A 15,489-nucleotide genomic window follows, 5' to 3' on the forward strand; every position below is an offset into this window, starting at 1 on the left:
TTTTTTATGCCTGTAATTCAAATAGTTAGCGCCAAGACGCGGAACACAAACATTCTTATTCCGATTAATTTTCATTTATTATTCAATAACTTAGGTTTGACACTAGTAGTTGTGCAGCTCAAACTCCGCCTTATATACAACGAATACAGGGCAGGACCCCAATCATGAAAGGCGACATCTCAGTCATCCAGCAACTCAACAAAATCCTTGCCAATGAACTGGTCGCGATCAATCAGTATTTCCTGCATGCACGCATGTATGACGATTGGGGCCTGGAAAAGCTCGGCAAGCGTGAGTACAAAGAGTCGATCAAGGCCATGAAGGACGCAGACGCGCTGATCAAGCGCATCCTGTTCCTCGAAGGCCTGCCGAACGTCCAGGACCTGGGCAAGCTGAACATCGGCGAGCACACCCTGGAAATGCTCAACAGCGATGTGGGCTTCGAGCGCAAGAGCCATGCCGACCTCAAGGCCGCCATTGCACATTGCGAGACCAAGGGCGACTTCGGCAGCCGCGAACTGCTGGAGGATATCCTCGAAGACCAGGAAGAGCATATCGACTGGCTGGAAACCCAGATCGGCCTGATCGACAAAGTGACCCTGGAAAACTACCTGCAATCGCAGATGGGTGAATAACCGCGCCAACAGGCACAAAAAAGCCCCGCTCTCGAATGAGACGCGGGGCTTTTTATTGCGCGCGAATTACGCTTCGGTCTTGGCCGCTGCTTTTTCAGCTGCGTCCTTGATCAGCGCTTGCAGCGAACCATCAGCCGCCATTTCGGTGATGATGTCGCTACCGCCGACCAGCTCACCGGCCACCCAAAGTTGTGGGAAAGTAGGCCAGTTGGCGTACTTCGGCAGGTTGGCGCGGATTTCCGGGTTTTGCAGGATATCGACGTAAGCGAACTTTTCGCCACACTGCATGACGGCCTGGGAGGCCTTCGCGGAGAAGCCGCACTGCGGGGCATTCGGTGCGCCCTTCATGTAAAGCAGAATGGTGTTGTTAGCAATCTGCTCTTTAATCGTTTCGATGATATCCATGGAACACCTCGGCTGGAACTTTGCGACTCACAGGTCGGCACGGTGGCGCATTGTAACGCAAAATCCCAGCGTGGTGCTCGGGCTCCCCGACAGACTCACTGCGTCACGCCGCCGCGACCTGCACCGGCACGCCGTTCAACGCCGCGTTACCTGACAGTTCGTCCAACTGACGCTCATCCGTCAGGTCGTTGGCACTCGCCCCCGGCTGCGCGCTGGCAATACTCATCTGCACACCCGGCCGGTCATGACCCCAGCCGTGGGGCAGGCTGACCACGCCGGGCATCATCTCCAGGCTGGCCAGTACGTGCACCTCGATCATGCCGATCCGCGAACTGACCCGCACGCGCTGGCCGTCACTCAGTTGGCGACTGGCGAGGTCATCCGGGTGCATCAGCAACTGATGCCGCGGCTTGCCCTTCACCAGTCGGTGATAGTTATGCATCCACGAATTGTTGCTGCGCACGTGCCGGCGGCCGATCAGCAGCAACTCATCAACCTTGGGCAACGGCAATGCGGCAAACCGCGCCAGGTCCGCGAGGATCACTGCTGGCGCCGCCTGCACCCGACCATTGGCGGTTTTCAAGCGTCCCGCCAGGTTGGCCTTCAGCGGTCCCAGGTCCAGGCCATGGGGATGCTCGGCCAGCATCGCCACCGACAGCTTGTGCGAGGAAGCATCGCCATAGGCCCCGGCCCGCAGGCCCAGGTCAATCATCTGCGCCGGCGCCAGGGTTGGCTTGAGCGGGTTGCCAGTGCGGGCCGCAAACGCCTGGGCCAGGCCGACAAAAATCTCCCAGTCGTGCAACGCGCCCTCGGGCTTGGGCAGGATCGCCCGGTTGAAGCGCGTGACGTTACGCACCGCAAACATATTGAAGGTGGTGTCGTAGTGATCGTTTTCCAGGGCCGAGGTCGATGGCAGGATCAGGTCGGCATAGCGCGTGGTTTCGTTGATATACAGGTCCACGCTGACCATGAACTCCAGACCGTCCAGGGCCTGCTCCAATTGGCGTCCGTTGGGGGTGGACAACACCGGGTTGCCGGCCACTGTCACCAGCGCACGGATTTGTCCTTCGCCCTCGGTGAGCATTTCTTCGGCCAAGGCCGACACCGGCAGCTCGCCGCTGTATTCGGGACGCCCGGACACCCGGCTCTGCCAACGGTTGAAGTGCCCACCAGACGTGGCGGCCACCAGGTCCACCGCTGGTTCGGTGCACAATGCGCCCCCGACCCGGTCCAGATTACCGGTGACCAGGTTGATCAACTGCACCAGCCAGTGGCAAAGGGTACCGAACGCCTGGGTCGATACCCCCATCCGCCCATAGCAGACCGCCTTGTCTGCCGCCGCAAAATCCCGCGCCAACTGGCGGATCTGCTCGGCCGGCACCGCGCAGTGGGCGCTCATGGCCTCGGCGGTAAAACCTGCGACGGCCCGGCGCACCTCCTCCAGGCCGTCCACCGGCAAGTGGCTGTCGCGGGTCAGGTGCTCACTAAACAATGTGTTGAGTAGCCCGAACAGCAACGCCGCATCCCCGCCGGGGCGCACAAACAGGTGCTGGTCGGCCATGGCCGCCGTTTCACTGCGTCGGGGGTCGACCACCACCACTTTGCCGCCCCGTGCCTGAATGGCCTTCAGACGTTTCTCCACGTCCGGCACGGTCATGATGCTGCCATTGGAGGCCAGTGGATTGCCGCCCAGAATCAACATGAAGTCGGTCTGGTCGATATCCGGGATGGGCAGCAACAGGCCATGGCCGTACATCAGGTGGCTGGTGAGGTGATGGGGCAGTTGGTCTACCGACGTCGCGGAGAAGCGATTGCGCGTCTTCAACTGCCCGAGGAAGTAGTTGCTGTGGGTCATCAAGCCGTAGTTATGCACACTGGGATTGCCCTGGTACACCGCCACCGCATTCTGCCCATGCCGCGCCTGGATCCCCGCCAGCCGTTCGGCCACCAGGGCGAAGGCCTCGTCCCAGGGGATCGGCTGCCACTCGCTGCCCACCCGCAACATCGGCTGGTGCAGGCGGTCGGGATCGTTCTGGATATCTTGTAGGGCCACGGCCTTGGGGCATATATGGCCACGGCTGAAGGTATCCTGGGCGTCCCCTTTGATCGAGGTGATGGCAATGCTGCCATCATCCGAAGTGGTGGTTTCCAGGGTCAGGCCGCAAATGGCTTCGCACAGGTGGCAGGCACGGTGATGGAGAGTCTTGGTCATGGCCAGTCTCTTTATTAGGGCTTTGGCCTGACTATGGGCTGCGCCCAGCGGCGGCACCAGCATCGTTCGCCCCGTGAATCAATGGGCATCAGGCCAGACCATGGGCAAGCATGAGCAAATGTTTCAGAAACCGCCCACACCGCCCCAGAAACCGACGCAACCTGGCCCGGGGCCGCCATCACACATTGCAAAAGGTCGCGGCGCCAGTGTACAAATGACCCGCTGCTGTCCGTAAACAGGCCTCAAAAGTGCAATTCCCGCCCCTTTGAACACCCCTAAAAAACCGTAGCCTATTGGTAAGACGCGACATTTAATGTCAATATCGCGCCTTCCCCTATTTCGTCGCCCCGTGCGGCTTTCGCCGCAGGTCTCGCCCGTTGTCACAATAAACAAGGCTTTGAGTATCTGCGGTCTGTTGCAAAAAGGTAGTTAATGATGAGCGCAAGGCACTTTCTCTCCCTGATGGATTGCACGCCCGAAGAGCTGGTCAGCGTGATCCGTCGAGGCATTGAGCTTAAAGACCTGCGTAATCGCGGCGTACTGTTCGAGCCTTTGAAAAACCGTGTACTCGGGATGATTTTCGAGAAGTCGTCCACCCGTACCCGCCTGTCCTTCGAAGCCGGCATGATCCAGCTCGGCGGCCAGGCGATTTTCCTGTCGCCTCGGGATACCCAACTGGGCCGTGGCGAGCCGATCAGCGATTGCGCCATCGTCATGTCACGCATGCTCGATGCGGTGATGATCCGTACCTTCGCCCACAGCACCCTGACTGAATTTGCCGCCAACTCGCGAGTGCCGGTGATCAACGGGCTGTCCGACGACCTGCATCCGTGCCAGTTGCTCGCCGATATGCAGACGTTCCTCGAACATCGCGGCTCGATCCAGGGCAAGACTGTGGCCTGGATCGGCGATGGCAACAATATGTGCAACAGCTATATAGAAGCGGCGATCCAGTTCGACTTCCACCTGCGCATCGCCTGCCCCGAGGGCTACGAGCCGAGCGCCGAATTCCTGGCCAAGGCCGACGCCCGCGTGCAAATCGTGCGTGACCCGAAAGACGCGGTGATCGGCGCGCACCTGGTGAGCACCGACGTCTGGACCTCCATGGGCCAGGAAGACGAGACCGCCAAGCGCCTGGCCCTGTTCGCGCCTTATCAAGTCACCCGTGAATTGCTCGACCTCGCCGCCCCGGATGCGCTGTTCATGCACTGCCTGCCGGCCCATCGCGGCGAAGAAATCAGCCTCGACCTGTTGGACGACCCGCGCTCCGTCGCCTGGGACCAGGCAGAAAACCGCCTGCATGCGCAGAAGGCCCTGCTGGAATTCCTGGTCCCACCGGCGTATCACCACGCATGAGCCAGCCACTTCTGCTGAACCTGCGCAATCTGGCATGCGGCTATCAGGACCAACGGGTGGTGCAGAATCTCAACCTGCACCTCAACGCTGGAGATATCGGTTGCCTGCTGGGCTCCTCGGGCTGTGGCAAGACCACCACCCTACGGGCGATTGCCGGGTTCGAGCCGGTGCACGAAGGCGAGATCAACCTGGCTGGCGAAGTGATCTCCAGCGCCGGCTTTACCCTGGCCCCGGAGAAGCGTCGCATTGGCATGGTGTTCCAGGACTACGCGCTGTTTCCACATCTGAGCGTGGCCGACAATATCGGCTTCGGCATTCGCAAACACCCGCACAAAGAGCGGGTGGTCGCCGAACTGCTGGAGCTGGTCAACCTGAAGAACCTGGGCAAGCGCTTCCCCCACGAACTGTCCGGTGGCCAACAACAGCGCGTGGCCCTGGCCCGTGCTCTGGCGCCGGAACCGCAATTGCTGTTGCTGGACGAGCCGTTCTCCAACCTCGACGGCGAACTGCGGCGCAAGCTCAGTCATGAAGTGCGCGACATCCTCAAGGCCCGTGGCACCAGTGCGATCCTGGTGACCCATGACCAGGAAGAAGCCTTTGCGGTGAGCGACCATGTCGGCGTGTTCAAGGAAGGCCGCCTGGAGCAGTGGGATACGCCCTACAACCTCTATCACGAACCGCTGACGCCCTACGTCGCGAGTTTTATTGGCCAGGGTTATTTCATCCGTGGCCAATTGAGCACTCCGGAGTCGGTCACTACCGAACTGGGCGAGCTGCGCGGCAATCGTGCCTATACCTGGCCAACCGGCTGCGCGGTGGATGTGTTGCTGCGCCCGGATGACATCGTGTATGCACCGGAAAGCCCGCTGAACGCGCTGATCGTCGGCAAGACCTTCCTGGGTGCCTCGACCCTGTACCGCCTGCAGTTGCCGACCGGCGCCCAGCTGGAGTCGATTTTCCCCAGCCATGCCGATCATCAGGTGGGTGTACACGTGGGGATCCGCGTGGCGGCCGAGCATCTGGTGTTGTTCCAGGCTTCGGGGAGCACGGCGGCGCAGATCCCGCAGGTGGAGTCCGGTGTGCGGCGCTACAGCACCGCCGGCTGAACAAACCGAGTCAAAAAGGTGGAAGCGGGCTTGTGTGGGAGCCGGGCTTGCCCGCGATGCAGGCGCCTCGGGCTGTCAGCTACAGCGAGGTGAGGCTATCGCAGGCAAGCCAGCTCCCACAGAGGCTGGCTCCCACATCTGACTCCACCGCTCTTGAAATCACGCCCGGCCAATCGGCGCAAATTTTCCCTGGGTATGCTCGGCCAACACCGCCGCCGCCAACTCCACTTCCAACCCTCTCCTGCCCGCGCTGACAAAAATTGTCGCAAAAGGCTCTGCGCTCACATCAATGAAGGTGCGCAAGCGCTTCTTCTGCCCCAGAGGGCTGATCCCGCCCAACAAATAACCGGTCGAGCGCTGCGCCGCCGCCGGGTCGGCCATCTCGACTTTCTTTACGCCCGCCGCGTGAGCCAGGGCCTTCAAATCAAGACTTCCGACGACCGGCACCACAGCCACCAATAATTCGCCTTTTTCGCTGCTGGCAAGCAACGTCTTGAACACCTGCGCCGGGTCGAGGCTCAACTTTTCCGCGGCCTCCAGGCCATAGGATGCCGCCTTGGGGTCATGTTCATAACTGTGGATGCGATGTTCGGCGCGAACTTTTTTCAACAAGTCCAATGCAGGTGTCATGGAGGCTCCAGGCTTGGGGAAAACGTGGAAAAACAGACCGCCGATTCTAGGACAAACCCGGGCAAAACGCTCTAGTGCAGGGGGTCGTGCGACGAATCCGCGCAGATCCTGGCCACGCTTGCCGCCAGCCCCGCCGATGGGTTGCCGAGATCATTCATCACGCGAATAGTTTGAAAATGACCGGCCGTTCACTTTCGACCTTTGACAGCGGCGTTTCTTGTCTATATTTTTTCGTTTCCGAATACTGTAAGAATCTATCCACAGTGTCCGAGCAGTAAGCCGTGAGCAGGATGGGGATCCTGACCACGGTGAAAATCGCGCATCGCCCGTTGCGGCACAGCGCCAGACAAGAAAAAAAATCGAGGTTTTCAATGACAACTGCTCTTCAACAGCCTTCACTTTCCAGCCAATGCATGGCCGAGTTCCTCGGCACCGCGCTGCTGATCTTCTTCGGTACCGGTTGCGTCGCTGCGCTCAAGGTCGCGGGTGCCAGCTTTGGCCTGTGGGAAATCAGCATCATCTGGGGGATCGGCGTGAGCATGGCGATCTACCTGAGCGCCGGCATTTCCGGGGCTCATCTCAATCCAGCCGTCAGCATCGCGCTGTGCATCTTTGCCGATTTCGACAAGCGCAAACTGCCCTTCTATATCATCGCCCAGGTTGCCGGCGCCTTTTGCTCCGCCGCGCTGGTCTACACGCTCTACAGCAACCTGTTTTTCGATTACGAACAAACTCACCAGATGGTTCGTGGCTCCGCAGCCAGCCTGGAACTGGCCTCGGTGTTCTCCACCTACCCGCACGCCCTGCTGAATACGGCCCAGGCGTTCCTGGTGGAAATGGTCATCACCGCGATCCTGATGGGCGTGATCATGGCCCTGACCGACGACAATAACGGCTTGCCCCGCGGCCCTCTGGCCCCGCTGTTGATCGGCTTGCTGATCGCCGTGATCGGCAGCGCCATGGGCCCGCTGACCGGGTTTGCGATGAATCCGGCTCGGGATTTCGGCCCCAAGCTGATGACCTTTTTCGCCGGTTGGGGTGAAATGGCTTTCACCGGCGGGCGCGATATTCCTTACTTCCTGATTCCGATCGTTGCACCGATTGTCGGTGCCTGCCTCGGCGCTGCGGCCTATCGCGGGTTGATTGCCCGCCATCTGCCCAACGCCGCAGCTGCTACAACTGATGCAGCCGAAACCGCCACCAGCGGCAACACCCGAACTTCTTGAAAGCGGTAGCCTGAGCCCTTCTGCCCCTTGCGGCCCAGGCTACTTACCCACTCCTTTTTTCCGTCCAAGGCAATCGACATGACCGACACACAGAATAAGAACTACATCATTGCCCTCGATCAGGGCACCACCAGTTCCCGGGCGATCATTTTTGATCGTGACGCCAACGTGGTGTGTACCGCCCAGCGTGAATTCGTCCAGCACTACCCGCAAGCCGGTTGGGTCGAGCATGACCCGATGGAAATCTTCGCCACCCAGAGCGCCGTGATGGTCGAGGCCCTGGCACAAGCCGGCTTGCACCATGACCAGGTCGCCGCCATCGGCATCACCAACCAGCGTGAAACCACCGTGGTCTGGGACAAGGTCACCGGCCGCCCGATCTACAACGCCATCGTCTGGCAGTGCCGGCGCAGCACCGAAATCTGCCAGCAGCTCAAGCGCGACGGCCATGAGCAATACATCAGCGACACCACCGGCCTGGTCACCGACCCGTACTTCTCCGGTACCAAGTTGAAGTGGATCCTCGACAACGTCGAAGGCAGCCGCGAACGCGCGCGCAATGGCGAGCTGCTGTTCGGCACCATCGACAGCTGGCTGATCTGGAAATTTACCGGCGGCAAGACCCACGTCACCGACTACACCAACGCTTCACGTACCATGCTCTTCAACATCCACACCCTGGAGTGGGATGCGAAGATGCTGGAGGTCCTGGACATCCCGCGCGAGATGCTGCCGGAAGTGAAGTCCTCCTCGGAAATCTATGGCCGCACCAAAAGCGGGATTGCCATCGGCGGCATTGCCGGCGACCAGCAAGCCGCCCTGTTCGGCCAGATGTGCGTTGAACCGGGCCAGGCGAAAAACACCTACGGCACCGGTTGCTTCCTGTTGATGAACACCGGCGACAAAGCGGTCAAATCCCAGCACGGCATGCTCACCACCATCGCCTGCGGCCCGCGTGGCGAAGTGGCTTACGCCCTCGAAGGCGCTGTGTTCAACGGTGGTTCCACCGTGCAGTGGCTGCGCGATGAGTTGAAGATCATCAATGACGCCCACGACACTGAATACTTCGCCAACAAGGTCAAAGACAGCAACGGCGTGTACCTGGTACCGGCGTTCACCGGTCTCGGCGCTCCGTACTGGGACCCCTACGCCCGTGGCGCGCTGTTCGGCCTGACCCGTGGCGTACGTGTCGATCACATTATTCGTGCAGCCCTCGAGTCGATTGCCTACCAGACCCGCGACGTGCTCGACGCCATGCAGCAGGACTCCGGCGAACGCCTCAAATCCCTGCGGGTGGACGGCGGCGCAGTGGCCAACAACTTCCTGATGCAGTTCCAGGCCGACATCCTCGGCACCCAGGTCGAGCGCCCGCAAATGCGCGAGACTACGGCGTTGGGCGCTGCCTACCTGGCCGGCCTGGCCTGTGGCTTCTGGGGCAGCCTGGATGAGCTGCGTGGCAAGGCAGTGATCGAACGCGAGTTCGAACCACAACTGGACGAGCCCGCCAAAGAAAAACTCTACGCCGGCTGGAAAAAAGCGGTCAGCCGCACCCGTGACTGGGAACCCCACGAAGGCGCTGAATAAGCCAAGCGTAGGACCCACATCGGGTTGTAACTGGCAGGGAGCAGATTCCTGCGTCATCATGGGCCACTTTTGTATGGCAGCCCACAGGACGCCCAATGAATCTGCCTCCCCGTCAGCAACAAATCCTCGAACTGGTCCGCGAACGCGGCTACGTCAGTATCGAGGAAATGGCGCAGTTGTTCGTTGTTACCCCGCAAACCATCCGCCGCGATATCAATCAGCTGGCCGACGCCAATCTGCTGCGTCGCTACCACGGCGGCGCCGCCTATGACTCCAGTGTCGAAAACACCGAGTACGCCATGCGTGCCGACCAGATGCGCGATGAAAAGCAGCGTATCGGCGAAGCCATTGCCGCACAGATCCCCGATCATGCCTCGCTGTTCATCAATATCGGTACCACCACCGAATCCATTGCCCGGGCGCTGCTCAACCACAGTCACCTGAAGATCATCACCAATAACCTCAACGTCGCCATGATGCTCAGCGCCAAGGACGACTTCGACGTGCTGCTGACCGGCGGCAATGTACGCCGTGACGGCGGCGTGGTGGGCCAGGCCAGCGTGGACTTCATCAACCAGTTCAAGGTCGACTTCGCCCTGGTGGGTATCAGCGGTATCGACGAGGACGGCAGCCTGCTGGACTTCGATTATCAGGAAGTGCGGGTTTCCCAGGCGATCATTGCCAACGCACGCAAGGTGATCCTGGCGGCGGACTCCAGCAAATTCGGGCGCAATGCCATGATTCGCCTGGGGCCGATCAGTTTGATTGATTGCCTGGTCACCGATCAGCAGCCGGTGCCGGCGCTGGTGCAGTTGTTGAGCCAGAACAAGATTCGTCTGGAAGTCGTCTGAGCGACCCCTGAGCTCGCTGGCGCAGGTCCAGGCGCCAGCGATGGCGGCCCAGAGGCTACAACTCTCTTGAGCCAGCATCCGGCTCAATGTTCACAATTTTTCCTTTTCCCGCCCTTCGATGAGTTTTTTCAATCGAAGTCAGCTGGCTGTGCCCGCGTTTATGAGCTACCATTTTCGCAAATGAACATTAATGTTCGAATTCCAATATTAAAAAAGATCGCGAGGCCAGCCGATGACCCCTTCTACCTTGCCTGCTCCACCCCTTGCCGAAGTCTATGATGTTGCCGTGATTGGCGGCGGGATCAATGGTGTAGGCATCGCGGCAGACGCAGCCGGTCGCGGCCTGTCGGTATTCCTTTGCGAAAAGGATGACTTGGCCAGCCACACCTCGTCTGCCAGCAGCAAGCTGATCCATGGCGGCCTGCGCTATCTTGAACATTACGAATTCCGCCTGGTGCGCGAAGCCCTGGCCGAACGCGAAGTGCTACTGGCCAAGGCCCCGCACATCGTCAAGCAGATGCGTTTTGTGTTGCCCCATCGCCCGCACCTGCGTCCGGCCTGGATGATCCGTGCCGGCCTGTTCCTGTACGACCACCTCGGCAAGCGCGAGAAACTTGCAGGCTCCAAAAGCCTGAAGTTCGGCGCCGACAGCCCGCTGAAAAGCGAAATCACCAAGGGCTTCGAATACTCCGATTGCTGGGTCGACGACGCGCGCCTGGTTGTACTCAACGCCATGGCCGCCCGGGAAAAGGGTGCACATATCCACACCCAGACCCGTTGCGTCAGCGCCCGTCGCAGCAAGGGCCTGTGGCACCTGCACCTGGAGCGCGCAGATGGCAGCCTGCTGTCGATCCGCGCCAAGGCTCTGGTGAACGCGGCCGGCCCATGGGTCGCCAAGTTCATCAAGGATGACCTCAAGCTCGATTCGCCGTATGGCATCCGCCTGATCCAGGGCAGCCACCTGATCGTGCCAAAACTGTACGAAGGCGCCCATGCGCACATCCTGCAGAACGAGGATGGGCGTATCGTCTTCACCATTCCGTACCTCAATCACCTGACCATCATCGGCACCACCGACCGTGAGTACACCGGCGACCCCGCGAAAGTGGCGATCACCGAAGGTGAAACGGACTACATGCTCAAGGTGGTCAACGCCCACTTCAAGCAGCAGTTGAGCCGCGACGATATCGTGCACACCTATTCCGGCGTGCGCCCGCTGTGCAACGACGAGTCGGATAACCCGTCGGCCATTACCCGCGACTACACCCTGGCACTGTCCGGCAGCGGCGAAGAAGCGCCGATCCTGTCGGTGTTCGGTGGCAAGCTGACCACTTACCGCAAGCTGGCCGAGTCGGCCCTGGCGCAACTGGCCCCCTACTTCCCGCATATCAAGCCGAGCTGGACCGCCAAGGCCAGCCTGCCCGGCGGTGAAGACATGAGCACGCCAGAAGCCCTGGCCACCGACATTCGCAGCAAGTTCGAGTGGATCCCCAGCGAAATCGCCCGCCGCTGGTCGACCACCTATGGCAGCCGCACCTGGCGCCTGCTCGAAGGCGTGCAATCGCTGGCCGACCTGGGCGAGCACCTGGGTGGCGGCCTGTACACCCGGGAAGTCGACTACCTGTGCGCCGAGGAATGGGCGACCCAGGCCTACGACATCCTGTGGCGGCGCACCAAACTCGGGCTGTTCACCACCCCCGAGGAGCAGGAAAACCTGCAGCGTTATTTGGTCAAGGTCGAACAGAACCGCAGCAAGATCGAAGCAGCCTGATGCATCCAGCCCCTGCGCCGAAAGGCCCAGGGGCTTTTTTATGAACGTCTTGATGTGAAATGCGATCAATGTGGGAGCTGGCTGGCCTGCAACAACGGGCGGTGATCGCCGGCAGCCAATGCCTACAGATTCGGTTTTCCGAACGTGGTAACGCCACCTATTCGGTTTGCCGGATTTAAACACCGGATAAACCTCGTCATATAAAGTTAATCGCCATATAAATCATACAGTTAGATTTTTAATCACAGTCTGGCACGACTCATGCTCTACACTTGGTACGTGTTTGTCTGAGATGCTTCAGGAGCCGTCACAGGCATTCGCTGTATCGAAAGAGCCGTCCAGGCTTCATAAAAAAAACAAATGTCGAGGAAGTATTGATGCGTATCGTTCCCCATATTTTGGGCGCAGCTATCGCTGCTGCTCTGATTAGCACTCCAGTCTTCGCCGCCGAACTGACCGGCACGCTGAAGAAAATCAAAGAGTCGGGCACCATCACCCTGGGCCACCGCGACGCCTCCATTCCGTTTTCCTACATTGCGGATGGTTCGGGCAAACCAGTGGGCTACTCCCACGACATTCAACTGGCCATCGTCAAAGCTGTCGAGAAAGACCTCGGCATGAAGGAAGGCGAGCTGAAGGTCAAATACAACCTGGTCACTTCGCAAACCCGTATCCCGCTGGTGCAGAACGGCACCGTGGACGTTGAGTGTGGTTCCACCACCAACAACGTTGAGCGTCAGCAGCAAGTCGACTTCTCCGTCGGCATCTTCGAAATCGGTACCCGTCTGCTGTCCAAAAAGGACTCGACCTACAAGGATTTCGCTGACCTCAAGGGCAAGAACGTCGTGACCACCGCCGGTACCACGTCCGAGCGCATCCTCAAGTCCATGAACGCTGACAAGCAGATGGGCATGAACGTCATCTCCGCCAAAGACCACGGTGAGTCCTTCCAGATGCTGGAAAGCGGCCGCGCCGTTGCCTTCATGATGGACGATGCGCTGCTGGCCGGTGAAATGGCCAAGGCCAAGAAGCCTACCGACTGGGCCGTGACCGGCACGCCGCAATCCTTCGAAATCTACGGCTGCATGGTTCGCAAAGGCGATGCACCGTTCAAGAAGGCTGTGGATGACGCTATCGTCGCTACCTACAAGTCTGGCGAAATCAACAACATCTACACCAAGTGGTTCAGCTCGCCGATCCCACCAAAAGGCCTGAACCTGATGTTCCCGATGAGCGACGAACTCAAGGCCCTGATCGCCAATCCGACCGACAAAGCAGCCGACGACAAAACGGCTGAAAAAAAGTCCTGATTCCGAACTAACCTTATCTCCTGAGGGAGCCAACCCTCCCTCAGGCGTCTGTTACTACCTGCTGGCATTATTATTTGGAACACTCGACCTGGCGGTTTCCGAGCCGATCGCGTGTGCCTGACGTTCACCGTCAGGCGGGAATGGATCTTCCCCAAGCGGGTGCTTGTACATCGATTGATTTCGGGGGAGACCCTAATGAATTACAACTGGGACTGGGGCGTATTCTTCAAGTCCACCGGCGTGGGCAGCGAGACCTATCTCGACTGGTTCATCTCCGGTTTGGGCTGGACCATCGCCATCGCCGTCGTGGCCTGGATCGTCGCCTTGCTGCTGGGCTCGATACTGGGTGTGATGCGCACGATGCCTAACCGCCTCGTAGCCGGCATCGCCACCTGCTATGTGGAACTGTTTCGTAACGTGCCACTGCTGGTACAGCTGTTCATCTGGTACTTCCTGGTGCCCGACCTGCTGCCGCAAAACCTGCAGGACTGGTACAAACAAGACTTGAACCCGACCACCTCGGCCTACCTGAGCGTTGTCGTGTGCCTGGGCCTGTTCACCGCCGCCCGCGTATGTGAACAAGTGCGTACCGGTATCCAGGCGCTGCCCCGTGGCCAGGAAGCCGCCGCGCGCGCCATGGGCTTCAGCCTGTCGCAGATCTACTGGAACGTGCTGCTGCCCCAGGCCTACCGGATCATCATTCCGCCGCTTACCTCGGAATTCCTCAACGTGTTCAAGAACTCCTCCGTGGCGTCCTTGATCGGCCTGATGGAACTGCTGGCGCAAACCAAGCAGACCGCCGAGTTCTCGGCCAACCTGTTTGAAGCCTTCACCCTGGCCACGCTGATCTACTTCACCCTGAACATGAGCCTGATGCTGCTGATGCGCCTGGTCGAGAAGAAAGTCGCTGTGCCCGGCCTGATTTCCGTGGGGGGCAAATAATGGAATTTGATTTCAGCGGCATTATCCCGGCCATGCCTGGCCTGTGGAACGGCATGGTCATGACCTTGAAGCTGATGGTCATGGGCGTGGTCGGCGGCATCATTCTCGGTACTATCCTGGCCTTGATGCGCCTGTCCTCCAGCAAACTGCTGTCCCGCGTGGCCGGCGCCTATGTGAACTACTTCCGCTCGATCCCGCTGCTGCTGGTGATCACCTGGTTCTACCTGGCAGTGCCGTTCGTGTTGCGCTGGATCACCGGCGAAGACACGCCAATCGGTGCGTTCACCTCCTGCGTCGTGGCCTTCATGATGTTCGAGGCGGCGTACTTCTGCGAAATCGTGCGGGCCGGCGTGCAGTCGATCCCCAAGGGCCAGATGGCTGCGGCACAAGCGATGGGCATGACCTACGGCCAGACCATGCGTCTGATCATCCTGCCCCAGGCGTTCCGCAAGATGACCCCGCTGCTGTTGCAGCAGAGCATCATCCTGTTCCAGGACACCTCGCTGGTCTACACCGTGGGCCTGGTGGATTTCCTCAACTCCGCCCGTTCCAACGGCGACATTATCGGCCGCTCCAATGAGTTCCTGATCTTTGCCGGTGTCGTCTACTTCATCATCAGCTTTGCCGCCTCGCTGCTGGTCAAGCGTCTGCAAAAAAGGTTTGCCGTATGATCTCTATCAAGAACATCAACAAGTGGTATGGCGACTTCCAGGTGCTGACCGATTGCAGCACCGAGGTCAAAAAAGGCGAAGTGATCGTGGTGTGTGGGCCGTCCGGCTCGGGCAAATCCACCCTGATCAAGTGCGTCAACGCCCTGGAACCGTTCCAGAAAGGTGACGTTGTGGTCGATGGCACCTCGATTGCCGACCCGAAGACCAACCTGCCGAAACTGCGCTCGCGCGTAGGCATGGTGTTCCAGCACTTCGAACTGTTCCCGCACATGACCATCACCGAAAACCTGACGGTTGCGCAGATCAAGGTGTTGGGCCGCAGCAAGGCAGAAGCCGAGAAGAAAGGCCTGCAATTGCTGGAGCGTGTAGGTCTGTCGGCACATAAGGACAAGCACCCGGGCCAACTGTCCGGCGGCCAGCAGCAGCGCGTGGCGATTGCCCGTGCTCTGGCAATGGACCCGATCGTCATGCTGTTCGACGAACCGACCTCGGCCCTGGACCCGGAGATGGTCAACGAAGTACTGGACGTGATGGTGCAACTGGCCCAGGAAGGCATGACCATGATGTGCGTGACCCACGAAATGGGTTTCGCCCGCAAAGTGGCCGACCGCGTGATCTTCATGGATGCCGGCAAGATCATCGAAGACTGCCCTAAAGAAGAGTTCTTCGGCGATATCAGCGCCCGTTCCGAACGTGCGCAGCACTTCCTCGAGAAAATCCTGCAGCACTAAGCACAACACAGCGTCCACTGTAGAAACCGGGCCCTGTGGGAGCGGGCTTGCCCACGATT

14 protein-coding genes are annotated in these 15,489 nt (G+C 59.7%); 11 read left to right on the plus strand and 3 right to left on the minus strand.

The genetic code is table 11. The features are described 5' to 3' along the window. The first annotated feature begins 164 nt into the window (after positions 1–164). Positions 165–635 carry a bacterioferritin gene (gene bfr, locus PSFL_RS22840; RefSeq protein WP_057439332.1) on the plus strand — a complete coding sequence of 157 codons (471 nt, stop codon included), beginning with the start codon at positions 165–167 and terminating at the stop codon, positions 633–635. 66 nt (positions 636–701) lie between these two features. On the opposite strand, the gene grxD is transcribed toward bfr, so the two are convergent. Both grxD and PSFL_RS22850 read right to left on the minus strand, forming a co-directional pair. After that, a complete protein-coding gene (gene grxD / locus PSFL_RS22845) occupies positions 702–1,040 on the minus strand; it encodes a Grx4 family monothiol glutaredoxin (protein ID WP_032858447.1) in 339 nt (112 codons plus the stop codon). Positions 1,041–1,143: 103 nt separating this feature from the next. Next, positions 1,144–3,252, minus strand: a complete 2,109-nt coding sequence (locus PSFL_RS22850; protein WP_216311867.1) for a molybdopterin oxidoreductase family protein — start codon at positions 3,250–3,252, stop codon at positions 1,144–1,146. A gap of 435 nt (positions 3,253–3,687) precedes the next feature. Here PSFL_RS22850 and argF point away from each other — a divergent pair, with 435 nt between their 5' ends. Beyond that, complete coding sequence (gene argF, locus PSFL_RS22855) at positions 3,688–4,608, plus strand: ornithine carbamoyltransferase (RefSeq protein ID WP_115128901.1); 921 nt, start codon at positions 3,688–3,690, stop codon at positions 4,606–4,608. Beyond that, positions 4,605–5,714 (plus strand): ATP-binding cassette domain-containing protein, encoded by a 1,110-nt coding sequence (locus tag PSFL_RS22860; RefSeq protein ID WP_057439331.1) that lies wholly within the window; start codon positions 4,605–4,607, stop codon positions 5,712–5,714. The genes argF and PSFL_RS22860 overlap by 4 nt, the downstream gene beginning before the upstream one ends. Before the next feature lie 159 nt (positions 5,715–5,873). Here PSFL_RS22860 and ybaK read toward each other — a convergent pair whose 3' ends face one another. Further along, a complete protein-coding gene (gene ybaK / locus PSFL_RS22865; RefSeq protein ID WP_057438370.1) occupies positions 5,874–6,344 on the minus strand; it encodes a Cys-tRNA(Pro) deacylase in 471 nt (156 codons plus the stop codon). Between the two features lie 371 nt (positions 6,345–6,715). Between ybaK and PSFL_RS22870 the strand changes: the two genes are divergently transcribed. The 8 genes from PSFL_RS22870 (at position 6,716) to PSFL_RS22905 (ending at position 15,430) form a co-directional block, all read left to right on the plus strand. Continuing rightward, positions 6,716–7,570, plus strand: coding sequence for an MIP/aquaporin family protein (locus PSFL_RS22870; RefSeq protein WP_057444414.1), 855 nt, complete (start codon positions 6,716–6,718; stop codon positions 7,568–7,570). 78 nt (positions 7,571–7,648) lie between these two features. After that, entirely contained in the window at positions 7,649–9,154 is a 1,506-nt protein-coding gene (glpK, locus tag PSFL_RS22875) for a glycerol kinase GlpK (RefSeq protein ID WP_057438368.1), read from the plus strand. A gap of 95 nt (positions 9,155–9,249) precedes the next feature. Next, positions 9,250–10,005, plus strand: coding sequence for a DeoR/GlpR family transcriptional regulator (locus PSFL_RS22880; protein ID WP_057438366.1), 756 nt, complete (start codon positions 9,250–9,252; stop codon positions 10,003–10,005). 232 nt (positions 10,006–10,237) lie between these two features. Next, positions 10,238–11,776: a glycerol-3-phosphate dehydrogenase gene (glpD, locus tag PSFL_RS22885; protein ID WP_057438364.1), complete on the plus strand. Its 1,539-nt coding sequence runs from the start codon at positions 10,238–10,240 to the stop codon at positions 11,774–11,776. Between the two features lie 377 nt (positions 11,777–12,153). Continuing rightward, positions 12,154–13,086 carry a glutamate/aspartate ABC transporter substrate-binding protein gene (locus PSFL_RS22890; protein ID WP_029295166.1) on the plus strand — a complete coding sequence of 311 codons (933 nt, stop codon included), beginning with the start codon at positions 12,154–12,156 and terminating at the stop codon, positions 13,084–13,086. A 195-nt stretch (positions 13,087–13,281) separates the two neighbouring features. Further along, entirely contained in the window at positions 13,282–14,028 is a 747-nt protein-coding gene (locus PSFL_RS22895; protein WP_057438362.1) for an amino acid ABC transporter permease, read from the plus strand. Beyond that, positions 14,028–14,699: an amino acid ABC transporter permease gene (locus PSFL_RS22900; RefSeq protein WP_057438361.1), complete on the plus strand. Its 672-nt coding sequence runs from the start codon at positions 14,028–14,030 to the stop codon at positions 14,697–14,699. The genes PSFL_RS22895 and PSFL_RS22900 overlap by 1 nt, the downstream gene beginning before the upstream one ends. Further along, positions 14,696–15,430, plus strand: a complete 735-nt coding sequence (locus tag PSFL_RS22905; RefSeq protein ID WP_057438360.1) for an amino acid ABC transporter ATP-binding protein — start codon at positions 14,696–14,698, stop codon at positions 15,428–15,430. The genes PSFL_RS22900 and PSFL_RS22905 overlap by 4 nt, the downstream gene beginning before the upstream one ends. Positions 15,431–15,489: the final 59 nt, after the last annotated feature.

This window comes from Pseudomonas sp. DD1, assembly GCF_044510355.1.
Lineage (GTDB): Bacteria > Pseudomonadota > Gammaproteobacteria > Pseudomonadales > Pseudomonadaceae > Aquipseudomonas > Aquipseudomonas shahriarae.